Source organism: Lysobacter rhizosphaerae (assembly GCF_054779795.1).
This window is the reverse complement of the sequence record NZ_BAAGXO010000001.1, coordinates 331,162-357,693: the sequence shown is the minus strand read 5'-3', so window position 1 is coordinate 357,693 and position 26,532 is coordinate 331,162. Positions and strand designations below refer to the sequence as shown.

23 protein-coding genes and 2 pseudogenes are annotated in these 26,532 nt (G+C 67.1%); 4 read left to right on the top strand and 21 right to left on the bottom strand.

The genetic code is table 11. The features are described 5' to 3' along the window. Positions 1-49: 49 nt before the first annotated feature. The 8 genes from ACYVGE_RS01630 to ACYVGE_RS01595 form a co-directional block, all read right to left on the bottom strand. Positions 50-784 carry a TerC family protein gene (locus ACYVGE_RS01630; RefSeq protein ID WP_310051201.1) on the bottom strand — a complete coding sequence of 245 codons (735 nt, stop codon included), beginning with the start codon at positions 782-784 and terminating at the stop codon, positions 50-52. A 56-nt stretch (positions 785-840) separates the two neighbouring features. Then, positions 841-1,221: a diacylglycerol kinase gene (locus tag ACYVGE_RS01625; RefSeq protein WP_310051199.1), complete on the bottom strand. Its 381-nt coding sequence runs from the start codon at positions 1,219-1,221 to the stop codon at positions 841-843. A gap of 242 nt (positions 1,222-1,463) precedes the next feature. Next, positions 1,464-2,459 (bottom strand): isoaspartyl peptidase/L-asparaginase family protein, encoded by a 996-nt coding sequence (locus tag ACYVGE_RS01620; RefSeq protein ID WP_460726459.1) that lies wholly within the window; start codon positions 2,457-2,459, stop codon positions 1,464-1,466. A gap of 67 nt (positions 2,460-2,526) precedes the next feature. Further along, positions 2,527-3,759 (bottom strand): ABC transporter permease, encoded by a 1,233-nt coding sequence (locus ACYVGE_RS01615; RefSeq protein WP_460726457.1) that lies wholly within the window; start codon positions 3,757-3,759, stop codon positions 2,527-2,529. Between the two features lie 229 nt (positions 3,760-3,988). Then, a complete protein-coding gene (locus ACYVGE_RS01610) occupies positions 3,989-4,660 on the bottom strand; it encodes an ABC transporter ATP-binding protein (RefSeq protein WP_460726455.1) in 672 nt (223 codons plus the stop codon). A gap of 8 nt (positions 4,661-4,668) precedes the next feature. Further along, positions 4,669-6,195 (bottom strand): efflux RND transporter periplasmic adaptor subunit, encoded by a 1,527-nt coding sequence (locus tag ACYVGE_RS01605; protein ID WP_460726453.1) that lies wholly within the window; start codon positions 6,193-6,195, stop codon positions 4,669-4,671. Positions 6,196-6,293: 98 nt separating this feature from the next. Then, positions 6,294-7,562, bottom strand: coding sequence for a sensor histidine kinase (locus ACYVGE_RS01600; protein ID WP_460726451.1), 1,269 nt, complete (start codon positions 7,560-7,562; stop codon positions 6,294-6,296). A gap of 11 nt (positions 7,563-7,573) precedes the next feature. Continuing rightward, entirely contained in the window at positions 7,574-8,284 is a 711-nt protein-coding gene (locus tag ACYVGE_RS01595) for a response regulator transcription factor (protein WP_056134602.1), read from the bottom strand. 124 nt (positions 8,285-8,408) lie between these two features. Between ACYVGE_RS01595 and ACYVGE_RS01590 the strand changes: the two genes are divergently transcribed. Next, positions 8,409-8,747, top strand: coding sequence for a DMT family protein (locus ACYVGE_RS01590; RefSeq protein WP_457095550.1), 339 nt, complete (start codon positions 8,409-8,411; stop codon positions 8,745-8,747). A 32-nt stretch (positions 8,748-8,779) separates the two neighbouring features. Here the strand turns inward: ACYVGE_RS01590 and ACYVGE_RS01585 are convergent, their stop codons facing one another. From ACYVGE_RS01585 to nudE, 4 genes are read right to left on the bottom strand one after another with little or no spacing between them, the layout of a single operon-like run. Continuing rightward, positions 8,780-9,082, bottom strand: coding sequence for an Mpo1-like protein (locus ACYVGE_RS01585; RefSeq protein WP_460726449.1), 303 nt, complete (start codon positions 9,080-9,082; stop codon positions 8,780-8,782). Between the two features lie 28 nt (positions 9,083-9,110). Next, positions 9,111-9,953, bottom strand: coding sequence for a nucleoside triphosphate pyrophosphohydrolase (gene mazG / locus ACYVGE_RS01580; RefSeq protein ID WP_460726447.1), 843 nt, complete (start codon positions 9,951-9,953; stop codon positions 9,111-9,113). Continuing rightward, a complete protein-coding gene (cysQ, locus tag ACYVGE_RS01575; RefSeq protein WP_460726445.1) occupies positions 9,950-10,744 on the bottom strand; it encodes a 3'(2'),5'-bisphosphate nucleotidase CysQ in 795 nt (264 codons plus the stop codon). Before cysQ ends, mazG begins: the two co-directional genes overlap by 4 nt. Continuing rightward, positions 10,741-11,289, bottom strand: coding sequence for an ADP compounds hydrolase NudE (gene nudE, locus ACYVGE_RS01570; protein ID WP_457095546.1), 549 nt, complete (start codon positions 11,287-11,289; stop codon positions 10,741-10,743). The genes cysQ and nudE overlap by 4 nt, the downstream gene beginning before the upstream one ends. A 56-nt stretch (positions 11,290-11,345) precedes the next feature. On the opposite strand from nudE, the gene bioA reads away from it, so the two are divergent. Together bioA and ACYVGE_RS01560 are read left to right on the top strand one after the other, a co-directional pair. After that, the gene (bioA, locus tag ACYVGE_RS01565) at positions 11,346-12,749 is read left to right on the top strand and encodes an adenosylmethionine--8-amino-7-oxononanoate transaminase (RefSeq protein ID WP_460726442.1); all 1,404 of its coding nucleotides are present in this window, start codon (positions 11,346-11,348) and stop codon (positions 12,747-12,749) included. Then, positions 12,749-13,486 (top strand): 16S rRNA (uracil(1498)-N(3))-methyltransferase, encoded by a 738-nt coding sequence (locus ACYVGE_RS01560; protein WP_460726440.1) that lies wholly within the window; start codon positions 12,749-12,751, stop codon positions 13,484-13,486. The genes bioA and ACYVGE_RS01560 overlap by 1 nt, the downstream gene beginning before the upstream one ends. 21 nt (positions 13,487-13,507) lie before the next feature. On the opposite strand, the gene ACYVGE_RS01555 is transcribed toward ACYVGE_RS01560, so the two are convergent. From ACYVGE_RS01555 to ACYVGE_RS01540, 4 genes and pseudogenes are all read right to left on the bottom strand, one after another. Beyond that, complete coding sequence (locus ACYVGE_RS01555; RefSeq protein WP_460727265.1) at positions 13,508-14,638, bottom strand: acyltransferase family protein; 1,131 nt, start codon at positions 14,636-14,638, stop codon at positions 13,508-13,510. 5 nt (positions 14,639-14,643) lie between these two features. Then, positions 14,644-15,150 carry a chemotaxis protein CheW gene (locus tag ACYVGE_RS01550; protein ID WP_460726438.1) on the bottom strand — a complete coding sequence of 169 codons (507 nt, stop codon included), beginning with the start codon at positions 15,148-15,150 and terminating at the stop codon, positions 14,644-14,646. 32 nt (positions 15,151-15,182) lie between these two features. Continuing rightward, positions 15,183-16,517, bottom strand: coding sequence for a chemotaxis protein CheB (locus ACYVGE_RS01545; RefSeq protein WP_460726436.1), 1,335 nt, complete (start codon positions 16,515-16,517; stop codon positions 15,183-15,185). After that, positions 16,510-18,810 (bottom strand): annotated as a pseudogene (locus tag ACYVGE_RS01540) (response regulator); the annotation flags it as partial. The pseudogene ACYVGE_RS01540 and the gene ACYVGE_RS01545, both read right to left, overlap by 8 nt. A 158-nt stretch (positions 18,811-18,968) precedes the next feature. On the opposite strand from ACYVGE_RS01540, the gene ACYVGE_RS01535 reads away from it, so the two are divergent. Then, on the top strand, positions 18,969-19,796 hold the full coding sequence (locus ACYVGE_RS01535; RefSeq protein ID WP_460727263.1) for a pentapeptide repeat-containing protein: 828 nt from the start codon (positions 18,969-18,971) through the stop codon (positions 19,794-19,796). 925 nt (positions 19,797-20,721) lie between these two features. On the opposite strand, the pseudogene ACYVGE_RS01530 reads toward ACYVGE_RS01535, so the two are convergent. The 5 genes and pseudogenes from ACYVGE_RS01530 to ACYVGE_RS01510 form a co-directional block, all read right to left on the bottom strand. Next, positions 20,722-21,330, bottom strand: a pseudogene (locus ACYVGE_RS01530) (Hpt domain-containing protein); the annotation flags it as partial. A 1,681-nt stretch (positions 21,331-23,011) separates the two neighbouring features. After that, positions 23,012-25,024 (bottom strand): methyl-accepting chemotaxis protein, encoded by a 2,013-nt coding sequence (locus ACYVGE_RS01525; RefSeq protein WP_310051169.1) that lies wholly within the window; start codon positions 25,022-25,024, stop codon positions 23,012-23,014. Positions 25,025-25,083: 59 nt separating this feature from the next. After that, positions 25,084-25,650, bottom strand: coding sequence for a chemotaxis protein CheW (locus ACYVGE_RS01520; protein WP_460726434.1), 567 nt, complete (start codon positions 25,648-25,650; stop codon positions 25,084-25,086). A 1-nt stretch (position 25,651) separates the two neighbouring features. Further along, a complete protein-coding gene (locus ACYVGE_RS01515) occupies positions 25,652-26,017 on the bottom strand; it encodes a response regulator (RefSeq protein WP_310051163.1) in 366 nt (121 codons plus the stop codon). 19 nt (positions 26,018-26,036) lie between these two features. Beyond that, the gene (locus tag ACYVGE_RS01510) at positions 26,037-26,447 is read right to left on the bottom strand and encodes a response regulator (protein WP_460726431.1); all 411 of its coding nucleotides are present in this window, start codon (positions 26,445-26,447) and stop codon (positions 26,037-26,039) included. Positions 26,448-26,532 lie beyond the last annotated feature (85 nt).

Genomic DNA, 26,532 nt, shown 5'->3' with positions numbered 1-26,532 from the left:
TTAAGGTGGCGTGATGATGCCCGATTCCCCCACGGGCGGCACCGGCAGGTCAGTCCTCGACCAGCCGCCGCTGCGAGTTGCGCTTCGCCCAGAGGTTCAGGCACTCCACCAGCGCGGAGAAGCCCATCGCCCCGTAGATGTAGCCCTTCGGGATGTGCATGTCGAAGCCTTCCAGGATCAGGTAGACGCCGACCAGCACGATGAAGGCCAGCGCCAGCATCTTGATGGTGGGGTTGCGTTCGATGAAGTGACCCAGCGGCGTCGCCGCCAGCAGCATCACCGCGACCGCGAGCAGGATGGCCGCGACCATCACCGGGGTCTTGTTGGCCATGCCGACCGCCGCGATGACCGAGTCGAGCGAGAACACGATGTCGATCACCGCGATCTGCGCAATGACGCCCATGAACGAGATCGCCGGCTTGCTGTGGACGTCCTCGGATTCTTCCTCGCCAATGATCAGGTCCTTGACCTCGGACGCCCCCTTCACCACCAGGAACACGCCGCCCAGGATCAGCACCAGGTCGCGGACCGAGATGCCCAGGCCGAAGAGATTGAACAGCTCCGTGGTCAATCCGGCCAGCCACGCCAACGTCAGCAGCAGGCCGATACGGGTGATGCAGGCGACCGCGATGCCGAACTTGCGCGCCTTCTCGCGCTGCACCAGCGGCAGCTTGCTCACCGCGATCGAGATGAATACCAGGTTGTCGATGCCCAGCACGATCTCGATCGCGCTCAGGGTGATCAGGGTGATCCAGGTTTGCGGGTCGGTGAGCAGTTCAATCACGTGCAAATTCTCGGCAAGGCGGGCTTCGGCCCGCCGTCAGGCAAGTCGGAAACGGATTACAGGACACGCGGCAACAGGATGGCGCCCCATACCAGCAGCACGTTCATCATCAGCACGAAGACCGCAGCCGAGCCCATGTCCTTGGCGCGCCCGGCGAGCTCGTGGAACTCCGGGCCATAGCGTTCGATCACGGCTTCGATCGCCGAATTGAGCAGTTCGATGCTCAGCACCAGCAATATGGAACCGATGAGCAGGATGCGCTCCACCGGCGTCTGGCCCAGCCACCACCCGATCGGCGCCAGCACCACGAACAGATAGACCTCGAGCCGGAACGAGGACTCGTGCAGCCATGCCGCGTGCAGCCCCTGCATCGACCATTTGGCGGCCTTGAGGATGCGTGAGGGATGGCGGGGAAGATGACCGAAGGCGTCAGCCATGGCGGCGCTCCGGGACGGTTGCGGATGGGAAAAAGGGCATGTCGCGCGATGCTCTGGGCGGCCGCGAACGGGGCCGGGGAGGCGGCAGTAAAGCCGCCATCAAGTACCCGGATTCTGCCACAAGGCCCCCAGTCCCGCCCCTGCCGGCCTTTGCAGCATGGGCCCGGTGCCGCGCCGACACCGGCGGGCCGCAAGAGCCAACGCTCCGGGTGCGGCCCGGGATGTTTCCCACCCGCGGTGAATCACTTCTCGTCGCGGAAGATCGCGGTGCCACGCGATCCATCCGGCTTGATCCAGGCCCGGTACATGCCGGTGGTGTTGAACGGCATCGCGATGTTGCCGTCGCGGTCCAGCGCGATCGCGCCGCCGTCGCCGCCATTCGCCGGCACGATCTTGTTGACCACTTCCTCCGCGGCCACCGCCAGCGCGTCGCCGCGATAAGCCACGCGCGCGCAGATGTCATGGGCGACCGCATTGCGGATGTAGAACTCGCCCCAGCCCGTGCCCGACACGCCGCAGCGGTCGTCGGCCCACGTGCCCGCCCCGATCACCGGCGAATCGCCGATGCGGCCCCAGCGCTTGTTGGTCATGCCGCCGGTGCTGGTCGCCGCGGCGATATGGCCCTGTGCGTCCAGCGCGACCGCGCCGACGGTACCGAAGTATTTACCCTTCTCGACCAGGGCCGCACCGGACTTCTCCTTCGCCTGCTCCGCTTCCAGCTGCTTGCGGCGGCGTTCGGTATCGAACCAGGAATTCGGTACCCGTTCGATCTCCGGACGGCTGTCGGCGAATTTCTCCGCACCCGCGCCTGCCATCATCACGTGGGGGCTGTGCTCCATCACCGCGCGCGCGAGTCGGATGGGATTGCGCACGGTGCTGATGCCGGCGACCGCGCCCGCGCGGCGGGTGTGGCCTTCCATGATCGACGCATCGAGCTCGTGCTTGCCTTCGGCATTGAACACCGCGCCCTTGCCGGCATTGAACTGCGGCGCTTCCTCCATCACCACGATGGCGGCTTCCACGGCATCGAGCGCGCTGCCGCCTTTCGCCAGCACGGCGTTGCCGGCATCGAGTGCGCGATCGAGCGCGGCACGCACTTCGCGTTCCTCGGCTGCACTCAATGCGCTGCGTTCGATCACACCGGCGCCGCCGTGGATCACCAGTGCGGTCCGGGGCTTGTCTGCGGCCTGGGCGGTCATGGTGGCGAGTACGAGGAACAGGACGGGAAGGAAGCGCATGGCGAGGCCTTGGAGTTCATGACACGCCAAGCATAGTGCAGCTCGCCCGCGGTTCGCGTGCGGGGAGTCACTGCTGGCGCAGCGCCTCGATCGGATCGAGCTGCGAAGCCTTGCGCGCCGGGTAGTAGCCGAAGAACAGGCCGGTAGCGATCGAGAACCCGGCCGCAAGCGCGATCACCTGCCCGTTCAGCGCCACCGGCAGCGAACCGAAGCGCCCCACCAGCAAGGCGCCGACGACGCCCAGCGCGATGCCGATGACGCCACCGATCAGCGAAATCAGCATCGCCTCGGCCAGGAACTGCCGGCGGATGTCCGACGGTCCCGCGCCCACCGCCATGCGCAGACCGATTTCGCGGATGCGCTCGGTCACCGACACCAGCATGATGTTCATGATGCCGATGCCGCCGACGATCAGCGAGATCGTCGCCACCGCGCCCAGCAACAGCGACATCAGCCGTGTGGTCTGCGTGCGGGTGGCCACCACTTCGGCGATGTTGCGTACGCTGAAATCATCCTCGTCGCCGGGCTGGATCCGGTGCCGCTGGCGCAGCAATGCTTCGACTTCGTCCTGGACGTACGAAACATCATCGGCGCGCGTGACGCCCAGCGCGATCTGCTGCACCGCGCCCGGCGGTATCGCCGTTGCGCCGGCCAGCCGGCGGCGCGCGGTTTCCAGCGGCACCAGCACGATGTCGTCCTGGTCCTGGCCGAAACCGCCCTGCCCCTTCGGCTTGAGGATGCCGGCGACGGTGAACGGCACGCGGCCGATGCGCACCGTCTGCCCGACCGCATCCTCATCGCCAAACAGCTCGCGCCGTACCGTCTCACCGAGGATCACGGCCTTGCCACCGTTGTAGTCGCGGGCCTCGAAGGCATTGCCATCCCGCACTTCCCAGCCATTGATGGCGAAGAAATCCGGTTGCACGCCCTGCCACTGCGTCGACCAGTTGTTTTCCGCGTACACGATCTGGGTGCCGCCACGGAGCATTGCAGCGACGTACTGGACTTCGGGGATCTCGTCGCGGATCGCTTCCGCATCGGCTTCATCGAGGGTGTAACGGCTGCCCGCGGCGATGCGCGCGCCACCGCCGCCGAACCCGCCCGCGCCGCCGATATCGAGACGGTTGGAGCCGAGCCCCGAAACCAGCTTGTCGATCTCGGCCTGCGTGCCCTGCCCCACCGATACCATCACGATCACCGCGGCAATGCCGATGATCACGCCGAGCGAGGTAAGTGCGCTGCGCAACCAGTTGCCGCGCAGGGCGAAGACGGCGGTACGCAGGATTTCCAGGAAGTTCATGGCAATTCTCCAGAGTGCTCGGTGCCGTCCGTGGCGCAACCATCCGGTGCTCCAACCTCCTGCCCGGCCATCCCTGGCCGGGCGCTCATCCCCGCAGCCGATGCCGATAGGGCATCGGCTCAGTGCTCAGGTGCCGTCCGTGGCGCAACCGTCCGGTGCTCCAACCTCCTGCCCGGCCATCCATGGCCGGGCGCTCATCAGCGCAGCCGATGCCGATAGGGCATCGGCTTTACGCGCTGATGAGCCCATCCCTCATTACGAAGATGCGATCGCAATGCTTCGCCACATCCGGATCGTGGGTGATCAGCACGACGGTGTGGTCTTCCTGCTGCAGGCGTTTGAACAACGCAAGGATTTCCTCGCCGGTCTTGCTGTCCAACGCGCCGGTCGGCTCGTCGGCGAGCAGGATCGGCGGGCGGTTGATCAGCGCCCGCGCGATGGCGACACGTTGCTGCTGTCCGCCGGAAAGCTCGCTCGGGCGATGCCCGGCGCGTTCGCCGAGGCCCACGGCCTCCAACGCATCACGGGCACGCTGCAGCCGCTCCTCGCGATGGATGTTGGCGTAGCCCATGGGCATCGCCACGTTCTCCAGTGCATTCATGCGCGGCAGCAGGTTGAAACCCTGGAAAACGAAGCCGATCTTCTCCAGCCGCAACGCAGCGCGTTCTTCGGCGTCGAGAGTGGCGACATCGATGCCGGCGCACAGGTAGGTACCACTCGACGGCGTGTCCAGGCAGCCCAACAGGTTCATGAGCGTCGACTTGCCCGAACCCGAGGGCCCCATGATGGCCACGAATTCGCCGCTACCGATGCGCAGGTCCACGTCGCGCAGCGCGGTCACTTCGGCTTCCGTGCCGGGCGAATACACCTTGCCCAATCCGCGGGTTTCGATCACGGCCACGCGCGAGTTCATTTCGCGGCGCGCCCGCTGCCGACGATCACTTCGTCGCCTTCATGGATGTCGCCGGACACCTCGGTGTAACTGCCATCGGAAGCCCCGACGCGCACCATCACCGCCTGCGGCCTGCCGCCGGCCAGTTTGTACAGCGGCGCGCGACGCGAACCAAGCAGTGCGGCGGTCTCCCTGTCCCACACGGCTTTCTGGCTGTCGTCGAGCGTGGCCTTGAACGCGGCGAACTGCTGGTTGAAACGCTCGGCCATGCGTTGGCGCATCGCACCGGCGTTGCCGCCATCGTTGCCTCCGCGGTTGTTGCCTCCGCCGCCGCCCGGTCCACGGCCGAAAAGGGTCGCGCCCGGATTCTGCGCCGCGGGCGCTGCGATCCGCGCTGCCGCCCGCTGCCTGATCGCGGCCATCGCTTCGTCGAAGGCGGCCTGTTGGCCGGCATTGAGCTTCAGCGCATGGGCAATGCGTTCGAAATCCTGCCCGAAGTTGCCGCGCGTGCCGCCCTGTTGCGCGGCCGCGCCCGTGCCGTTGTCGTCCGGCTTGTAACGCAGCGCGGCATTGCCGACGCGCAGGACGTTGTCGCGGTGGCTGACTTCGATCTCCGCGTTGGCGGTCATGCCCGGCAGCAGCGACTGGTCGCTGTTGCCGACGGTCACCACCACCGGGTAGGTGATGACATTGGCCGTATTGGTCGCGGCCAGCCGCACCTGCTTGACCTTGCCGCGGAAACGCCGCTCCGGGAACGCATCGACGGTGAAGCCGACTTCCAGGCCCGGCTTGACCTGGCCGATGTCGGCTTCATCGACCGCCAGCAGGATTTCCATCTGCGACAGGTCTTCGGCGATCTGGAACAGCACCGGCGCCTGCAGGCTCGCCGCCACGGTCTGTCCCGGTTCCACCGAACGCGACAGCACCACGCCATCCACCGGTGCGCGGATCACCGTGCGCTGCAGGTTGAGGCGCGTGCTCTGCGTGGACGCAGTCTGCTGCCTGATCTGCGCCTGCGCCGAAGCCACCTGCGCGCGTGCCTGGTCGCGGGCGGCGCGGGCGAGGTCGAGGTCGCCGCGCGCGATCAGCTGCTGCTGCGCGAGCTCAGCCTTGCGGTTGTAGTCGGCCTCGGCATTGCGCACGGTTGCCTGCGCCGTCGCCAGGTCGGCACGCGCACTGTTGATCTGCGCGTTGCCCTGTGCGATCTGCGCCTCGAAGGTGCTCGGATCGATGCGCGCGATCACCTGCCCCTTGGTCACGTGATCGTTGTAGTCGACGAGCACGTCGGTGACCTGCCCGGAAATCTGGCTGCCGACATCGACTTTCGAGGTGGCATTGAGCGCGCCCGTGGCGGAAATGGTGACGCGGATGTCACCGCGATCGACCTTCACCGTGCGGTATGCCGAAGCGGCTTCCTCGCTGCTCCTGTGGCGCCAGGTGTAAACGCCAGCGATCACGATGGCGAAGACTGCGATCACTATCGCGATGCGGCGCGACCAGCCGGATGTCTTGCGTGCAGGGGAAGGCGTGCGGGCTGCGCTCATGGGGGAGGAAAAAAGGAAGTCGTTGGATATAACGCGCGAAAGGGCGTGGCGTTTACAAGTCCAGCCCCGCACGACGGCGACGGAGCGCAGCGGACAGATCAGGCAAAGCGGATGATCGCCGTGGTGCCCTTGCCCGGCTGGCTTTCCAGGCTCACTGGCCAGTCGAAGCGATCGCCGAGGCGGCGCACGATCGACAATCCCATACCGCGTCCTTCCTCGCGCGCATGGTCGGCGCGATAGAACGGGTCGAAGGCCTTCATGAGTGCCTCGGGTGTCATGCCGATGCCGGTATCGCGAACCTCGATGCGCTCGGGCGCCAGGTGCAATTCGATGCGACCGGAATCGGTGAAGCGCACGGCGTTGCCGAGCAGGTTGCCGATCATCACCGCCAACACGTGCGGCGGCGCGAACAGCCTGGGCGTGCCCTCGTCGATCACGGCCAGTTCGATCGGTCGTCCCACCAGCAAGGGCTGGACCCGCGCGACCTCGTGCGCCACGACTTCGCGCACGTCGAATTCCTCGCTCAACGGCTCCACCTCCGCTTCGCGCGCGAGGATGAGGAAAGCATCGATCACTGCCTCCATGTCGCGTCCCGCCCGCTGCACGCGCGCGAGGGAACGTAATTGCCGGTCGCTGGCGTCGGGATCGGCCAGCATCAGGTCGGTGGCGACCCGGATGACGGTGAGCGGCGTGCGCAATTCATGGCTGGCATCGCGGGTGAAATCGCGTTCGCGCTGCACGAAGTCGGTGACGCGGTCGCCGAGGCCGGCCAATGCGCTGGCGAGCTGGTGCACCTCGCTGCCCGAATCCGGCGGCAGCCGGCTGGCGCGGACCGCACTGGTATCGGGCGCGCGTGGATCCCACCACGCCACCACGTCGGCAAGCCAGCTGACCGGCACCACCATGCGTTTGGTGGTCCGGTACGTCATCCATGCCATCAAGTACGAAAGGCCCAGCGCGAACAGCAGCGTGACGAGCACGGTCACCAGGATGGCGGTGTCGATCAGGGTGGTGTCGATCGACAATACGAAGCGGCCCTGCGGCCGTTCGTCGACGTAGACGAAACGGCTCAGCGCCACCTGTTTCAGCCCCGGGGGAAAGCCGCGCATCGCTGGCGGCAACGCATCGGGAGCAGATCCGGCCGGAATGAAATAGCTGTCGAACGCCCGGCTGCGCGGCAGGGCTTCGCTGCTTTGCGCGGCGACCTCCGTCCAGAACCGGGTGGCCTCTCGATGCGCCGCCCAGTTCACCACGGACTGCCGCACCGCGAGGCCGATCGCCAGCAGGAACAGGCACAGCACCACGCTGGCGACCAGCGCCTGCGCTATGAAGGCCAGTTTGATCCTTCGCGGCAACCCCTGCGGCATGAGCGTACCGATCAGTCGGGCGGCTGCGATATGTCGGCCACCCGGTAGCCGGCGCTCTGCACTGTGTGCAGCAGCTGCTTGTCGAACGGCTTGTCGATGGTCTTGCGCAGGTTGTAGAGGTGGCTGCGCAGGGTGTCCGAATCGGGCAAGCCGTTGCCCCAGATCTCACGCTCGATTTCCTGGCGGCTGACCACGCGGGGCGACTCGCGCATCAGGATGGTGAGCAGGCGCAGGCCGATGGGCGAGAGCTGGAGTTCGGTCCCGCCTCGCGTCACCCGCAGGCTGGCAGGGTCGAGCACGAGGTCGGCGACCTTCAGCACTTCGCCCCCCACCTGGCGACGCTCGCGGCGGATCAGGGCGCGCAGGCGCGCTTCGAGTTCCTGGATGGCAAAGGGCTTGGTGAGATAGTCGTCGGCACCGACCGACAGGCCATTGAGCTTCTCGTCCAGGGTGTCGCGGGCCGTGAGCATCAGCACCGGGGTCGATTTGCGGGCTTCCTCGCGCAGCTTCTTGCACACCTCGATGCCGTCCATGCGCGGCAGCATCAGGTCGAGCACGATCACGTCGTAGCTGTTCTCGGTGGAGAGGCGGTAGCCGTCCAGGCCATCGGCGGCAAAATCCACCTCGAACCCGCGGCCCTCGAGGTACTCACCGACCATCTCGGAGATGTTCCGGTTGTCCTCGACTATCAGGACCAGGCCGCCATCGCGTGTTGATTGCATGACCAGGAGCTCCAGTTCGACTTCAGGTTTGTGAAGTTGCCCTTCCTAGGGTAGACGCACCGTGAAGGCGGCCACAGATGTGGTCTCATTCACCTTTACGACCTGTTAAAAACCGGCCTTCCTGATGCTTGATCGCTTCTATCCCGCCCTGCTGCTGCTCGGCTCCAACCTGTTCATGACCTTCGCGTGGTACGGACACCTGCGCTACAAATCCGCCCCCTTGGCGCTGGCGATCCTCGCCAGTTGGGGGATCGCCCTGTTCGAATACTGCCTGATGGTGCCTGCCAACCGGTTCGGCAGCGCGATGTATTCGGCGCCACAGCTCAAGGGCATGCAGGAGGTGATCACGCTGCTCGTGTTCGCCGGCTTCTCCACCTGGTACCTGGGCCAACCATTGAAGTGGAACCACTGGGCCGGCTTCGGCCTGATCGTGGTTGCGGCGTGGCTGATCTTCCGTGATTAACCGCGTGCGGCCCGGTCAGAACCTGGCCCGCGTCAGAACCTGATGCGTCCGGTCAGGATGTCCTTGAACATCACCCAGTCACCCACGAAGGAATAGAACGGGTGCTTGAAGGTAGCGGGCCGGTTCTTCTCGAAGAAGAAGTGACCGACCCAGGCGAAGCCGTAGCCGCACACCAGGGCGCCCAGCACGAACCAGCCGTTGCGGTTCCACAGCGCGAGCGCCAGAAGCACCAGCACGCCACAACTGCCGACGAAATGCAGGCGGCGGCAGGTGCGATTGACGTGCTCGCCCAGGTAGAAGGGATAGAAATCGCGGAAGCTCGAGAACTGGCCCATCAGTTGCCCCTGTAGGTTGCCCACGCCGCTATTTTTCACCGGCCTTGGCGCGGTTCCAGTACCGATCCTGGGCTTCCAGCGGCAACGCGGCAAGCGCGTTGCCATCGGCGTCGGCCATTGCCTCCATCGCCCGGAAGCGGCGTTCGAACTTGAGGTTGGCGCGCCGCATCGCGGCGCCGACGTCCACCCTGGCATGGCGCGCGATGTTCGCCGCGACGAACAGCAGGTCGCCGATTTCCTCCTCCAGGCGATTGCGTGCGGCGGTATCGCCCGGATCGTCGGCGACGGCGCTGAATTCGACGCGCACTTCCTCGATTTCCTCGTGCAGCTTGGCGATCACCGGCGTGATGTCGGGCCAGTCGAAGCCGACGGTCGCGGCGCGCTTCTGCAGCTTCGCCGCGCGCTGCCATTCCGGCAGCCCGCGCGCGATGCCGGCGAGCGCGGAAGTGTCTTCGTGCCCGGAGGATTCGCGTTCGCGGCGCTTCTGCTCTTCCCAGGCAACCGTCTGGGCCTCTGCATCCTCGACGCTGGCATCGGCAAAGACATGCGGATGGCGGCGGATCATCTTGTCGCTGATCGCGGCGACGACATCGCCGAAGGCAAAGCTGCCCTCCTCCTCCGCCATGCGTGCGTGGAAGACGACCTGCAGCAGCAGGTCGCCGAGCTCGTCCTTCAGCGCATGCCGATCCTCGCGATCGATCGCATCGGCGACCTCATAGGCTTCCTCGATCGTGTAGGGCGCAATGCTGGCGAAGGTCTGCTCCACGTCCCAAGGGCAGCCACCCTGTGGGTCGCGCAGCCGCGCCATGATCGCGAGCAGGGTGTGGATGTCGTGGTGGTCGTGCGGCAGTTCGTTCATCGGTTGCGTCATGCGATCCACTTGCGCCACGGCAGCGCGGTGTCACCCAGGGCGATGAAGTCGCCATTGAGGATCCGTTCGCGCTGGTTGTAGCGGAACGGCCGTCCCTGCGGATCGAACAGCGCGCCCCCTGCCCCTTCCAGTACGCACTGGCCCGCGGCGGTATCCCATTCGCTGGTCGGCCCGAAGCGCGGATAGACGTCGAGCCCGCCATCGGCGATGCGGCAGAACTTCAGCGACGAGCCCAGTCCCAACGGCTCGACGTCGCCCATGCGATCGATGAAGGCCTGCGTGCGCTCATCACGATGGGAACGACTGGCGGCGACCCGCAGCGGCGACTTGGCCGGCGCGCGCACGCGCAAGGTGGCATCGCGGCCCTGCTCGCGGCGGAACGCTCCCAGCGTTGCGCCGCCATGCCACAGCTGGCCGGTCACCGGCGCCTGCACCACGCCGAAGGTGGCCACGCCGTCTTCGATCAGGGCGATGTTGACGGTGAATTCACCATTGCGCTTGACGAACTCGCGGGTGCCGTCGAGCGGATCGACCAGCCACAACCGCGTCCACTGCCGACGCTGCGCCGCGCTGACTTCGTCGGCGGATTCTTCCGACAGCACCGGTATGTCCGGCGTGATGCGGGCCAGTCCGTCGACGATGCAGCGGTGTGCAGCGAGGTCCGCCGCCGTCAGCGGTGAATTGTCGTCCTTGTGCTCGACCGCGAATTCGCTGTCGTAGATGCCCAGGATCGCCGCCGCCGCGTCCTGCGCCAGCCGGATCACCTCTTCCCGCACTTTTGCGTCGATCACGCCTGCATCCCCAGCCACTCACGGGCGATGAACAGGGCCGCGATGCTGCGTCCCTCGGAAAAATCCTCGCGCAGGATCAGTTCGTGCAGGGCATTGAGTTTCCACGGGATCACTTCGAGCTCCTCCGGTTCGTCACCCGGCAGGCGCTCGGGATACAGGTCTCGTGCCACCACCAGTTGCGCGGTGTGGCTCATGTAGGTAGGCGCGAGGGTGATGTCGCGCAGCAGGGTGAGCGATCGCGCGCCGTAACCGGCTTCCTCCTTCAACTCGCGGTCGGCGGCCTGCAGGGCGGTTTCGCCCGCGTCGATGCGGCCCTTGACCAGGCCCAGCTCGTAGCGGTGCATGCCGGCGGCGTATTCGCGCACCAGCAGCACGGTGTCGGCGTCCAGCATGGGCACGACGATCACGGCGCCGTGGCCGCGGCCGTGCAGGCGCTCGTAGTTGCGTCGTTCACCATTGGCGAATTCGAGCTCGAGGCGCTCCAGGCGGTACGGGCCCGCGTCGTGCTCGGTGATGCCGTGGATGATGGGCAGGGGCCGCGTCACGGCTCGGCTCCGGGCCTTCGCCGGGCGGCCGCGCGGAAGGCTGCAATAATGGCGGGATGCAGGACATTACTCACGATGCCGCGATGATAGCGGACGCCGATGCATGGCGTTCGCGCGACCTGGCGGTGCTCTGGCACCCGTGCACGCAGATGCGCGAGCACCCGGACACACTGCCGCTGCTGCCGATCGCCCGCGGCGAAGGCCCGTGGCTGATCGGCCGCGACGGTCGCCGCTACCTCGATGCCATCAGCAGCTGGTGGACCAACCTGTTCGGCCATGCCGAGCCACGTATCGCGGCGGCGATCGCGCGCCAGGCGTCCACTTTGGAACATGTGATCCTGGCCGGCTGTTCGCATGCGCCGGCCGTGGAACTGGCCGAGCGGCTGCTGGCGATCGCGCCGCGCGAAGCCGGTCGTGCGCCGCTGTCGAAGGTGTTCTATGCCGACAACGGCTCGGCCGGTGTCGAAGTGGCCCTGAAGATGGCCTTCCACTGGTTCCGCAATCGCGGCGAACCGGGGCGCACCAAGTTCGTCGCACTGGAGAATGGCTACCACGGCGAAACCATCGGCGCGCTTGCCGTCGGCGACATTCCGCTTTACCGGCGCGTTTACGCCCCCTTGCTGGCGGAGGCGCTGTTCGCGCCTTCCCCGGACGCCTACCTGTGCGAACCCGGGGAATCCCCCGCGCAACGCGCCGCCCGCGCGGCGGACGCGCTGCGCGAACTGCTTGAACGGCATGCGGGCGAGATCTGCGCCCTCATCCTCGAACCACGCGTGCAATGCGCCGGCGGGATGCGCATGCACGACCCGTCCTACCTGAAGCTGGTGCGCGAACTCTGCGATGCCCACGGCGTGTTCCTGATCGCGGACGAGATCGCGGTGGGATTCGGACGCACGGGCACTCTGTTCGCCTGCGAGCAGGTCGGCATCCAGCCCGACCTGCTATGCCTGTCGAAAGGCCTTACCGGCGGCGCGATGCCGCTTGCCGCGGTATTGGCGACGCAGTCCATCTACGACGGCTTCCTCGACGATTCGCGCGAACGTGCATTCCTGCATTCGCACAGCTACACCGGCAATCCGCTGGCATGCGCCGCGGCCCTGGCGTCGCTGGATATCTTCGGCAGCGACGACGTCCTGGCGCGGAACCGCGCCACGGCGGAACGGATGCGGGACCTCGCGCAGCCGTTGGCCGCGCACGCGCATGTCGCGGACGTGCGCCAGGCCGGGATGATCGTCGCCTTCGAGCTGACGAAGAAGGGCGACAAGCGCGCGCCTTTCGACCCGGCGGCGCGCGTGGGCCTGCGCGCCTATCGCGCTGCACTGGCGCGCGGCGTACTGCTGCGCCCGCTGGGCGACATCCTGTACTGGATGCCGCCCTACTGCATCGACGACGATGCCCTGCGCCTGCTGGCCGACGTGACGCGACACGCCATCGATGAAGCGACCGCGGAGGCGACCTGATGCGCCTGACGCGAGTGCATGTCGACACGCCGCTTTCGGCCGGGCTGGAACTGGCGCTACCCGAAAACGCCGCTGCCCACCTGTCGCGCGTGCTGCGGCTTGTCGTCGGCGACGAATGCGTGCTTTTCAACGGTGACGGCATCGATTACGACGCGCGCATCACCGCAGTGGGCAAGCGCGAACTGCGTGTCGCGGTCGCCTCCGGCCGTGAAGTGGACAACGAGTCGCCCCTGGCCATCACGCTGCTGCAAGGCATTGCGCGCGGGGAGAAGATGGACCTGATCCTGCAGAAGGCGACGGAGCTTGGCGTGAATGCCATCGCGCCACTGTGGTCGCAGCGCAGCGAAGTGAAACTTGACGAGGCGCGCGCCGAAAAGCGCCTGGCCCATTGGCGCGGGGTGGTGACCTCGGCCTGCGAGCAATGCGGCCGCGCGCGCGTGCCCGGCGTAGCGGCGCCGGTGTCGCTGTCCGTGGCACTGGGCGCCTTGCCCGCGGGCGGACTGCGCCTGATCCTCGATCCGGAGGGTGAACTGGCACTGGGCACGCTCACGGTCGGTGATGAAGCGAGGATCGTCCTTGCAGTCGGACCGGAAGGCGGCTGGTCTCCCGCGGACCGCGAGCAGTTGCGCGACGCCGGCTTCCAAGGACTGAAGCTGGGTCCGCGCATCCTGCGCACCGAAACCGCAGGACTCGCAGCGATTGCGGCCCTGCAGTCGCGCCTGGGCGACCTGGCCTGACGCAACCAACCCCGAGGTCGCTCAGATCTTGAAGTAGAGCTTCCGTGCGTCGAGCCAGCGCACGACGACCCACCAGATCGCAACGAAAGACAGCGCATAAGCCAGGGACGGCACGTATGGCCCGAAGCGTGGGGTCATCCAGTCGGCGAAGCCGTGCTGGTAGGCGGGAGCAAGCCAGCCGAGCGCGGCGAGCGCATACAGGAGGAAGGCGGAGCCGGCGTAGGCCGCAATCGCGTTCACGCCGAAGGCGCGGCCCCACTCCGGCAAGCCACGTCGATCAACCAGCCAGTGGCACAGCGCCAGGAGCAGGCACGCGGCGCCGCCGGTCCACAACGCATACGACGGGGTCCACAGGTTCTTGTTGAGTGGCAGCGCCAGTGACCACACCTGCCCTGCAGTCAGCGCGATCGCGCCCGCCGCCCATAGCCATCGCACGCGGCCGTCGCGCAACCAGGAGCCGGCGCGTACGCCGAACAGAGTGGTAGCCAGTGCGCCGAGGGTGCTTACCAGGCCTTCGGGATCGTGCCCGCGGCCGCTGACCGGCTCGATCTGGTAGACGTGCACGCCGAGCAGCGCGTGATCGAGGCGGCTGGCGATGTTGTCGAACGGCGCATAGCTCCCGCCACCGGCGAGCAGCATCGAATAGCCGACGAGCAACGCGACGAGGATCACCCACTGCAGGCGCGGTCGCAGGTACAGCGCGAGCAGGCCGGCGGCACCAAAGCACAGCCCGATCCGCTGCAGCACACCCATCACCCGGAAATGCGGCAGGTCGAATGCCCAAAGGGCGCACAGGTGCAGCAACAACCCGAGCCCGAAGATGCGTGCGGCGCGCGCGAGTACCGTCTTCGCCAGTACCGACCGCGGTTCGCCGCGCTCAAGCCGTGGCGTCACCGCGAGCGCGATCGAAACGCCGACGATGAACAGGAACAGCGGAAAGATCAGGTCGGTCGGCGTGATCCCGTGCCACTCTGAATGCAGCAGGGGGGCATACACGTGGCCCCAATCACCCGGGTTGTTCACCAGCAGCATGGCGGCGACGGTGATGCCGCGCAGCGCATCGACCGATGCCCAGCGGGTAGGAGCGGAACGAGTTGGCGAGGAACCGGTGTCCACGCGGGATGTCGCCTCGGGCGACACAGCCGCGTGCATCGTCCTCAAGCGGCCTGGGCCTGCGCGATCGCGTTGCCGATCAGGACCTCGATGGCTTCCAGGTCGGGAATGTAGGCTTCGTCCTCGTTGAGCCAGACCCGGGCGTGGACGCCCGCCGGCAGGTGCTGGTCCGCGTCGAACTGGAGTCGATCCGGCGACACCGTCACCAGTCGCGGGAAGCCCTGCGTCAGCACCGCGAAATAGGGCGCCTTGGGATCACCGCTGAGCGCCTTGAGCACGACGACCTTGCTGCCGAGCCCGCCTGCTTCCGGCGCGATATCGGCCATGCGCGAGAAAGCGACCAGCGGCACTTCCCAGCCGCGCCAGCGGATGCGGCCCAACAGCCATTCCGGCGCACCTTCGACCGGCGTCGGCGGTGCGAAGGAAAGCACTTCGGCAATGGTCGCGTTGGGCAGGAGCAGGCGTGCACGGGCGACGGCGATCAATACGCCGCGGATGTCGGTCTGCGGGTTGGCCTGCGCCTGGGGCGCGTTGTGCTGGGAGGTCTTCATCGACGTCTTTGGAATTCTTCAGTGGCAGTTCGTCAGAGCCAACGCTGTGCGAGTCGGCGGGCAAGTTCCTGCGGCTTGCCCGACTGGCCACCGCGCGATGCAAGTGCCGCAGGCGCCGCAACGTCGTAGCAGCCATCCAGCGCCTGGCTGGCAATGAGCGCACCGTTGGCTGCAAGTTTCATCACGGCGTCGACCTGCGCCGGGTCGGAACCGCTGAGCATCAGCACAGCGCTGTCGTTCGCGGGCAGCCCGGTGAGCAGTTCGCCGGGCGCATCGTTGAAGGCGAGGCCCTGTTCGTAATCGTGCACGCCCAGGCTCGGCGGCAGGATGTAGATAGTCGCGGGCTGCACGGTGTCGCCGCTGACGGCCAGCTTCACGGGCAGCGAAGTGGCGCGCTGCATCTGCGCGACCAGCTTGTCGTAGTGGCCACCGTCGAGGCGCTGCTGGATCAGCACAGCCCGCGGGAACCCTTCCGGCAATGCGCCCAGCAGCTGGCGCACCGCATCCGGGCCACCGATGCCCGCCAATACCAGCACCGCGCCATGCGCCGGGGCCACGGTGCGATCGTGCACCAGCTCCATCGCGCCAACGCGGCTGTGCAGGTCGGCCATGTCGTCACGGAAACGGCTGGCGTCCGAGGCCTGGTCCGGCGCCATTTCCAGGCCTTCGAACATGATCTCGGTCGGCGTGTCATCGACAAGTTCGAGTTCGAACTTTGCGATCACCGTCGGCGTGGATCCGGCGTCATCTTCGAGGCCAAGGGGCGGATAGTCCGTGCCTGGCTCGTCCGTGCCCGGCAGGTCTGCGCTCGACTGGGCTGTGCCCAACTGAGCCTCGACCGGCTCGATCGCCAGGTGTGTATCGGAGGAACCGCTGTCATCCAGGTCGGAGAGGGTGAGCTCCCATTTGGCGGGCGCCGCCGCGACAGGCTCGGGCGATTCTGCGACAGACGCTGCCGCCTCCGCGACAGGCGCGGGCGATTCCGGCAAGACCTCCGCTACGGAAGTGGCGCGGCCGGGCGGCAACACCGTGTCCGACAGGCCCAGCTTGGCGCGCAAATGGCGCACCCAGCGTGCGGCGTCCCAACCTACGCGGCCAACAGCGAGTTCGGCCTCTTCGAACAGGATCTCGATCTGCGGGTTGGAGAGCACACCATCGAAGCGGTCGAGCGCCTCGTCCGCCATCGCCGGGTCGAGCATGACCAGGGCGGCTTCGGGCTGCGCTGCAAGCACGGCGGCCTGATCGCCGGTGGCCGGATCGGCCTCCAGGACGATGTTCGCGCCGGCCTGGTCCAGCGCCTCGCGCATGCGGTCGCGGGCCGCACCGGGGCGGGCCAACAACACGACGCGGCGGGCGTTGTCATTCATGGCCGCGCTTGACCCCCAGCAGTTCGAACACGTTGCGGAGCAATTCCGGCTCCTGGTACGGCTTGCCCAGGTAGCGGTTCACGCCGATGTCGAAGGCGCGCTGGCGGTGCTTCTCGCCGGTACGCGAGGTGATCATCACGATCGGGACGTTGCGCAGGCGCGGGTCGGACTTCATCGCCGTGGCGAGTTCGTAACCGTCCATGCGCGGCATCTCGATGTCGAGGAGCATCAGGTCGGGCACGTGCTCGACCATCTTTTCCAGGGCATCCAGGCCGTCCTTCGCGGTGAGGACCTCGAAGTTGTTGCGCTCGAGCACGCGGCCCGTGACCTTGCGCATGGTGACCGAGTCGTCGACCACCATGACCATCGGAACCCGGCGCGCTTCGACCACGGGCGCGACCGGCAGGCGCTCGGGCGCAAGCACGGCCTGGCGGCGCACCAGCGGCGCGACGTCGAGGATCACCACGACGCTGCCGTCGCCCATGATGGTGGCGCCGAAGATGCCCGGCACCGATGCGACCTGCGGACCCACCGGCTTCACCACGATTTCGCGGTTGCCGATGACGTGGTCGACGCTGACCGCGGCACGCAGGTCACCGGCGCGGATCAGCAGCAACGGCATCTGCAGCTGGCCTTCGGCCTTCGCCGTGGCATGGCCGACCAGGTTGCCGAGGTCGTGCACCGGATAGTCTTCGCCGCCGTACTGGTAGACCGCATCGGCCTGCGCCAACTGGTCGCGCGGGATGCGGCCCACGCCGCGTACCGAGGCGATCGGCACCGCGAAGCTGGTTTCACCGATGCGCACGAACACAGCCTGGGTGACCGCGAGCGTCTGCGGCAGGCGCAGGATGAAGCGCGTGCCCTCGCCCGGCCTCGAGTCGATATCGATGGTGCCGCCGAGCTGGCGCACTTCCGATGCGACCACGTCCATGCCGACGCCGCGACCGGCCAGGCGGCTGACTTCGTCGGCCGTCGAGAAGCCCGGCTCGAAGATCAGCATGTCGAGGTCGCTGTTGCTCAGCACCGCGTCGCTGCGGACCAGGCCGCGTTCCTCACCGCGCTTGCGGATCGCGTCGCGGTTGAGGCCGGCGCCGTCGTCGGCGACTTCCAGCACCACTTCCGAACCTTCACGGCGGATCGCGATGCTGATGGAGCCTTCTTCCGCCTTGCCCGCCTTCTTGCGCTTGTCGGGCTTTTCCAGGCCATGCGCGACTGCGTTGCGGAGCATGTGCTCCAGCGGCGCGGTCATGCGTTCGAGCACGTTGCGGTCGAGTTCGCCCTGGGCGTTGCCGAGCTTGAGCTGGACGTTTTTGCCCAGTTCGCCCGAGGCCTGGCGCACGACGCGACGCAGGCGCGGCACGAGCGCATCGAACGGCACCATGCGGGTGCGCATCAGCCCTTCCTGCAGCTCCGAGCTCACGCGCGACTGTTGCAGCAGCAGGGTTTCGTACTGGCGCGTCAGGTCGTCGAGCGTGGTCTGCAGGCTGGTCTGGTCGGCCGCGGACTCGGCGAGCGCGCGCGACAGCTGCTGCAGGGTGGAGAAGCGGTCGAGTTCGAGCGGGTCGAACGTCGCGTCCGGCGTCTCGTTCTCACGCTGGTAGCGGGCCATGATCTGCGCTTCGGTCTCGATCTCGAGACGGCGCAGCTGGTCGCGCATACGGATGTTGGTCTGGTCCATTTCCGCGATGGCGCCGCGGAACGCACCCAACTGCTGTTCCAGGCGGGCGCGATAAATCGCGACTTCACCGGCGTAATTGACCAGGCGGTCGAGCAGGTCGGCGCGAATGCGCACCTGCTCCTGCGGTGCGCGTGCTGCGATGTCGTCTTCGTCGACCTGCGCGGCATCGAACATCGGTGCCGACAGCGGCTTGAGTTCCAGGGCGGGCGCGGCGGCGCGTTGCGGCGTGCCGGTGACCTCGTCCGTGGGCGCAGCGAGTCGTTGGCCCCGCGAGCGTGCGTCGAATTCGGCGATGAGCGCTTCGGGCATCGCGATCGCCTGGCGCGCACCGACGCGCGTGACCATCGCATGCAGGCGGTCGAAGCCGCGTTCGAGCAGTGGCACGCCATCGCTGCCGAGTTCGACGCGGTTCTCGACCACGGACTCGAGCAGCGATTCCATGGTGTGGCCGAGTTCGCCCACGGCCATGATGCCGGCCATGCGGGCACCGCCCTTGAGCGTGTGCAGGTCGCGCTGCAGTCCGATCAGCGGTTCACGCAAATCCGGGGCCGCGCGCAATTCGGCGAGCAGGCCGTCGGAATGATCGAGCAGGTCGGCGCCTTCCTCGACAAAGATGTCGACCAGCTCCGGATCGAGGCCGGTAAGGTCGAGGGCTTCGTCGGGATCTTCTCCGCCGGCCTGGGCCTGCGCCAGGATCGCCGCGACCGCGGGTTCCGGTTCCGGCAGGGTGCTGGCAGCGGCCAGCGCGGCGGCCGCAGCGGCGGCATCGCGCTGTGCCTGGGCTTCGGCTTCGCCGACTTCCTCGGCACGACGCACGGCTTCGGCTTCCGCCTCGGCGGCGGCTTGCGCGGCGGCAGCCTGCTCCACGGCGAGGCGTTCGGCTTCGAGACGCTCTTCGTCGGCGAGGCGCTGCGCTTCCGCCCGCTGGGCTTCCTCGGCAGCGGCAAGCTCGGCGGCAATGCGTTCGGCTTCGGCCTGTTCGGCCGCGATGCGTTCGGCTTCCGCAGCCTCGCGCTGCGCCTGGGCGAGGCGCTGGGCTTCGGCGTACTCGACTTCGAGACGCGCGTATTCGGCTTCTTCCTCGGCGGCGGCACGTTCGGCTTCGGCACGTTCGGCTTCGGCACGTTCGGCTTCGGCACGTTCGGCTTCGGCACGTTCGGCTTCGGCACGTTCGGCTTCGGCACGTTCGGCTTCGGCACGTTCGGCTTCGGCACGTTCGGCTTCGACGCGTTCGGCTTCGACGCGTTCGGCTTCGACGCGTTCGGCTTCGGAACCTTCGCCACCGTCAGCCAGTGGGCGTTCGGCTTCGAGGCGCTCGGCTTCGAGGCGTTCGGCTTCGAGGCGTTCGGCTTCGAGGCGTTCGGCTTCGAGGCGTTCGGCTTCGAGGCGCTCGGCTTCGAGGCGTTCGGCTTCGAAGCGTTCGGTTTCGAGACGTTCGGCTTCAACGCGTTCGGCCTCGAAGCGTTCGGTTTCGAGACGTTCGGCTTCGACGCGTTCTGCTTCGAAGCGCTCGGCGTCGACGCGCTCGACTTCGAGCTGTGCGGCCTCGAGTTGGAGGTTCAGCGAGTTGTCGGCAACGGCATCGAAGTCGTCGATCGTGAATGCCTCGACCTCCTCCAACGCGACGTCACCGTGACCGGCTTCGAACGAGCCCGCATCAAGGGCAGCAGCGGTGAGGGCGGCAGCCGGCATGGACTGCACCAGACCACCCGTGCCAAGGTCGACGGCCAGATCGGTGAATTCGCTGAGATCGAACGAAGTGAGCTCGGCTTCGTGTGCCGCTTCTTCTTCGACCTGATGGTGGCGTGCCTCCGGCAGGCTGTCGCGGAGCGCCTGCATGCGCGCAGCCAGGCCTTCGAAGCGTGGCACATGGGCGATCGGGGCCTGCAGGCCCTGCATGGTGCCGCGAATCGCCGCGGCGACGTCGCCCATCGCGGCCACGCCTTCGTTCGCCGGCACGACGCCGGCAGCGAGGAGACGCTTGATGTATGTCTCGGTCGGACCGGTGATTTCCGTAATCACCGGAACTTCGGTCATCGCAAAGGCGCCGTTGAGCGTATGCACGGCGCGCTGCAGCGATTCGGTCGCCGGTTGCGGCCCTTGGCGCGCGGTGTCCAGCCAGTCCTCGATGGTGACGAGGTGGCCGCCGACTTCACCGGCGAGGATTTCCAGCAGCACGGCATCGACCGACGCGGGAACGCCCGGGATGACCATCTCTGCAGCGGCCGGCGGCATTGCCGCGGGTTCCTCGAACACCGCCTCGTTGAGTTCCCCACCCGGTTCGCCCAGGTCGATGGAAACCACGGCGGCTTCGGCCAGCTCCGGAATGGCTTCGACGACCGGTGCGGCCGCTGCCGGGGTGAAGAATGCTTCTTCACCGGCGGCAAGGCGATCGGCGACCGCTTCCATGCCGCGGAGATCCGCGGTGATGGCTGCATCGCCACGCAACGCGGCGTGCAGCTGCGGCAACGTGTCGTGTGCCTGGCCGACGAGGGCCACGACCGCGGGGCTGGCCGGACGCGTGCCATCCAGCACGCGGTTGAGCATGTTCTCGACTTTCCAGCTGAACTCACCGAGGGTCTTGGCGCCGACAAGCCGGCCACTGCCCTTGAGAGTGTGGAAAACGCGACGGATGGGACGCAGGCGTTCGGCGTCTTCCGGGTTGTCGCGCCAGGGCTTGAGCAGTTCGCCGAGGTTGGCGATTTCTTCCTGGAGTTCCTCGAGGAAGACTTCGCGGATTTCGTCGTCGATGTCGTCGCTGCGTTCGAAACCGCCGGCGGCGACAGCATCGGCACTGGCAGCCACCGGTGCCGGCGCGCTGACCGCGGCCACATCGGCAGTGGCTTCGACCACGCCGTTTGCCGGTGTCGTGGTCGTTGTTTCGACCGGGCTCGAATGAGCCAGGCCGCGGAACGGCTCGATCTTGCCGAAGTCGAGCGCGTCGGCGAGATCGGGCGACAGCTGGAGTGCTTCTGCCGTCGTCAACGGCGCGCCGACTTCCTCCAACGCCGGCAGTGGCCAGTAGCGCAGGCGCTCCAGGGCGTGGCGGGCGATTTCGAGGATCTCGTCGCGTCCGGGGCGCTGGTCGCGCAGCGCTTCGAGGTAGTACTCGAGGCTGGCCAGTGCATCGGCCATGGTGTCGAGCTGCTGGCTGTTCGGAACCCGCTTGCGCGTGATCAGCTCGACATCGACGTAGCGCTTCACCGCGACGAGGTAGTCGGCGGGAAGCTGCTGTTCGAGCATGCGCAGGGCGCCGCCGACTTCATCGAGCAGGCGCGGAACCTCGCCGAGCTCGGCATGGTCCCAGCCGGTCTCGACGAAGGCCACGAACGACTGGCGCGCATCGCCGAAATTGGCGATGGCTTCGCGCACGACGACGTCGATGACCTTGTTGTGTTCGCCGGAGACGAGGTCTTCGTCGCCAGCCGCATCCGGGCGGCCCAGGCGTGCAACCTGGTCGTCCAGCGATGCATCGACATACAGCAGCGCACCGGCGACATCGAGCAGCGCGCCTTCGTCGGCGGCACGGTGGCCAGCGACGATTTCGCGCATGGCGTCGCGCTGTTGCATCACGACGTTGCGCGCCACGCCCAGGCCCATCATGCCGAGCGTATCGCTGACGCGGGTGAGCGCATCGACCTGCTCGCGCAGTTCAGTGACGTCGGTCTGGCGCGTGCGCAGGTGCAGGTCCAGCGCGTCCTTGACGCGCAGGAGGTCTTCCTTGATTGCCGCGGAGACGGTGTCGAGCAGCGCGCGATTGCGCCCGCTAAGGCTGCCGCGGGCGTGCTCGAGTTCGTCTTCGCTGGGCAGCTGGCCGGCGAGGTCGAACGTCTGGCGCAGACTGTTGAGGGCAGGATGCTGAGCCTGGCTGTGGGCGACGTGGTACAGCAGCTGGCGGGTCGGTTCCGCCGCGGCATCGGTGCGCGGGGCGCCGAAGGCGAAGCTGTCTTCGATCAGTGTCTGGCGCGCTTCGCGTTCGACGCCGGCGAAGGCCTGGCGCATGCCACGGCTGGCGTTGAGGGCGCCATCGCGCAGGGCATCGGCGACGGACGACGCAACCCAGAGCATGCGGCGCAGCGGCTCGGTGTCCACCTGCGCAAGCAACGACTCGATGGTCTTCGCGAGCTGGGAGGCATCGGCGGGCGTACCGTCTTCCGGCCATGCAGCCAGCGCGTCGCGCAGCGCACCCAGGTGCGTCACCAGTTCGTCGCGGGCCGGCTTGGGCGCCGACGACGCAGGTGCGGGAACGTCTTCCGGCAAGGGCCGGTCGAGATCGGGCGAGAACAGCACGCTCTCGTTCAGGCCGGTCTCACCGCGCGTCGCACGCAGCTCATTGAGCAGCGGCAGCAGCACGATCGGGATGTCGCGATGGCCGCCCTGCAGGCGTTCCAGGTAATCGGGCAGCTGCACCACGCCGCGCATCAGCGCCGCGCAGGCGTCGTCGCGCTCGGAGACTTCACCCCGCAGCAGCGACAAGGCGAGGCGCTCCATTTCCTCGGCCACCATTGCCGGCGCATAGAGCTCGATCATGCGCAGCGTGCCGTGCACCTGGTGCATGTAACCCGCACAGGTGCGCATGTGCGCCGTCTGCGAGGGATTCTCGGCAAAGGACTCGATCTCGTCGCGCGCCAGGCGCAGCGTCGCATCGAGTTCGGGTTTGACCCAGCCCAGCGTGGTCGTGTCGATCGCGTCACGCAACACGGTCATCGATTGCCTCCGTATCGGCGCGCGGCCGCGGCGCCTGCCCCAGGGGCGGGCGCGTACGCGGGGCGATTTGCCTTCAAGCCGTCCATCTCGTTATCGGTTCCGTCTCGCGTCAGGCCGGCAGCTTGAAGTCGGCGACCGAGCGGCGCAGGTCGGCCGCAAGCTGCGCCAGGTTTCCGATCGATTGCGCCGTCTGGCTCGCACCCTGCGAGGTCTGCGCGGTAATCGACTGGATGGTGTTCATCGTGGCGGTGATGTTCGACGCCGCGCTGGACTGCTGCTTGGCGGCCGACGAGATGCCCTGAATGAGGCCCGACAAGTCGGACGACACCTTTTCGATCTCGCCCAGCGCCGTACCCGCGTCTTCCGCGAGGCGTGCACCCGCGACCACTTCCGAGGTCGTCTGCTCCATCGAGGACACCGCTTCGTTGGTGTCGGACTGAATCGTCTGGACCAGCGTTTCGATTCGCTTCGTCGCGTTCGAGGCGCGTTCTGCGAGTCGCTGCACTTCGTCGGCCACGACCGCGAACCCGCGGCCCGCTTCACCGGCCGAGGCCGCCTGGATCGCCGCGTTCAGCGCCAGGATGTTGGTCTGTTCCGAGATGTCGTTGATCAGTTCCACGATCGAGCCGATTTCCTGCGACGACTCACCCAGTCGCTTGATTCGCTTCGAGGTTTCCTGGATCTGGTCGCGGATCGAGTCCATGCCCGCGATGGTCTGGCGCACGACGCCGGCACCCTTGGTCGCGATCTGCACCGAGCGTTGCGCCACGTCCGCGGATTCGGCGGAGTTGCGCGACACCTGGTCGATGCTCGCCGCGATTTCGCTGATGCGGTCGGAGGCGGAGCTGATTTCATGCGCCTGGTGCTGGGCGGCTTCGGCGAGGTGCATCGCGGTCGCCTGCGTTTCCTGCGCGCTGGATGCCACCTGCACCGAGGTGTCGGTAATCGTCTGCACGAGGCTGCGCAGCTGCTCGACGGCGAAGTTGATCGAGTCCGCGATCGCGCCGGTCATGTCCTCGGTCACGGTCGCCTTCACGGTCAGGTCGCCTTCTGCGAGCGAACCCATTTCGTCCAGCAGGCGCATGATCGCCTCCTGGTTGCGGTCGTTGAGTTCCTTGGTGCTCTCGTAGCGCTTCTTCTGCGCGCTGTTCAACGAGAAGAGCAAGCCGGCGATGGCGAGGATCGCGGCGATACCGGACAGGACCGAGATCAGGATGTGGCCCAGCGGGTTCTTGCTGCGGACCGAACCGAAGGCGGTGAGCGAGCGGAACAGCGATTCGCTCTGGCCCAGCAGGGTGTTGGATTCGCTGGTGATGGTGCCCGCCGCGGCCTGCGCGGTGAACAGGTTCTTGGAGCCGGAGCTGATCGCGTCCAGGTCCTTCTTCATGTCGGTCCACAGCGCTTCGGCCTGGCCGAGCGCGGCCAGCGCGCCGCCGTTGGACAGCGGGGTCACGCCGAGCGCGGCGTCGCCCTTGCGCAGGCCGGCAAGCACGTTGCCGAACACGGCGGCGGTACGGGTCAGCTGGTCGCCCGCGATCGAGGCGCCCTGGCCGCCGGCGCGCATCGCGGTGATGTTCTTGTCGATCTGGCCCGCGAGCACGTTCTGGCGCAGCGCGAGGTAGACCTGCGAGGCCGGCGAACCGCTGGACGACATCGCGCGCACCAGTTCGTCCAGGCGCGCCTGCAGCTGCGGGACCTTGGCGGCGAAGCTGTCGGCGTTGCTCGCCAGGCCGGTCACCGCGCCTTCGGAGGCGATGACCTGGTCGGCGTTCTTGCCCACCAGGTCCCACGTATTGGCGACGTTGCCGATGTCGCCCGACACGCCCAGTTCGCCACCGAAGCGGTCGTTGAGCTGCTTCACGTCGGCGTCCATCTGCGCCTTGGTGGCCTTGAAGGCCGCGTAGGCCTCCTTGTCACCGCCCACGGCCTCGGCGCCCTGCACCGCGAGCCGCTGCGAGTTCACCTGCAGCGACGAAGCCGCGGAACTGGCGCTGGCGAGGCGCGAACCCTTCCAGGTGGCGTAGCCGGCGTTGACGCCGAAGATGACCACCGAGATACCGAGGATCGTCAACCAGGTATTGACACCGAGGCCGCGGCCCTTGGGATTCATCACAGTACTCATGGTTCAACCTCGTTGGCGATTGCTGCTTGTTGCGTGCGATTTGATGACCGGGACAGGCGTCAGCCTGCGGCGGCTTGGCGGAATTCGGGTGTACGGGCCAGCCGGTCCAGGCTGAAAATGCCCCACGGCTGCTCGTCGACGCGGTAGGCCCGGTCGATGAAGTGCGTGTAGCGTCCCTGGTAAAGCGGATCTTCGGCGACCTGCGCGTCGGCGACTTTCTGCGGTTCGGTGAAGCTGCGCTGGCCGTAAAGCTCGTCGATCAGCACGGCAACGTCGCCGCCGGGCTGGCGCACGAGCAGCGCGCGCTGGCTTTCATGCAGCACGGTGCGCTCGCCCTCAAGGAACTGCTTGAGGTCGACGATCGGCAGCAGGTTGCCGCGTACGTTGGCGACCCCCAGCATCCACGGTTGCGCGCCGGGCACCTGGGTGATGGGCGGCAGCGGCAGGATTTCGCGCACCTCGTCGAAGCCGGAGGCCAGGCGGTGCGTGCCCACGCGGTAACCCACGCCGCGCCACAGACCGGGCGCATCCAGCTGTTCGGGAAGGCCGGCGACGTGTTCGAGGCTGCGACGCTCGTAGTCGGCCAGCCGCTCGAACGGGCCGAGCGTGGTGACGTGTTTCTTCACTTCAGTGCCCCAGCACCGCGTTGATGCGGGCGATCAGTTCGGATTCGCGCGGCGGCTTGACGATGTAGTCCTTCGCGCCCTGGCGCATGCCCCACGCCCGGTCGGTGTCCATGTCCTTGGTGCTGACGATCAGCACCGGGATGGCGCTGGTGGCCGCATCGCGCGACAGCGCGCGCGTGGCCTGGAAACCATTCATCCCGGGCAGGACGACGTCCATGATGACGAGGTCGGGCAGCTCGCGCTTGCAGGCAGCGATGCCATCCTCGGCGCTGCCCGAGGCCAGGACCTGGTGTCCATTGCGCTCAAGCAGCTGGGTGAGGACCGCCACGTCAGTCGGCGAATCCTCGATCAACAGAATACGTGCCATTGGTGCCTTACCCCCCCGGTCAGGCGTTGCGTGCGGTGTCCTGCACGTGATTACGAATTGCGTCCAGCAGTTCCTCGCGAGTGAACGGCTTGGTCAGATATTGCTCGGACCCGACGATGCGGCCCCGCGCCTTGTCGAACAACCCGTCCTTGGACGACAGCATGATGACGGGCGTGCTCTTGAACAGTTGATTGTTCTTGATCAACGCACAGGTCTGATAACCATCCAGACGCGGCATCATGATGTCGACGAAAATGATCTGTGGCTGCTGGTCGGCGATCTTGGCCAAGGCTTCGAAGCCATCGGTCGCGGTCACCACATCGCAACCTTCCCGCTTGAGCAAGGTCTCCGCCGTACGGCGGATGGTCTTGGAATCATCGATCACCATGACCTTCAGCCCGTCGAGGCTGCCGTTGCGACCCTCTTGCATGCTTTCAATCCCCTGTGCGATCTCGGCGGTCTCCGCGCGTCGCGAAGTGCCTTTATTTCAAGCATAGCGCGGACTGTCAAGCACG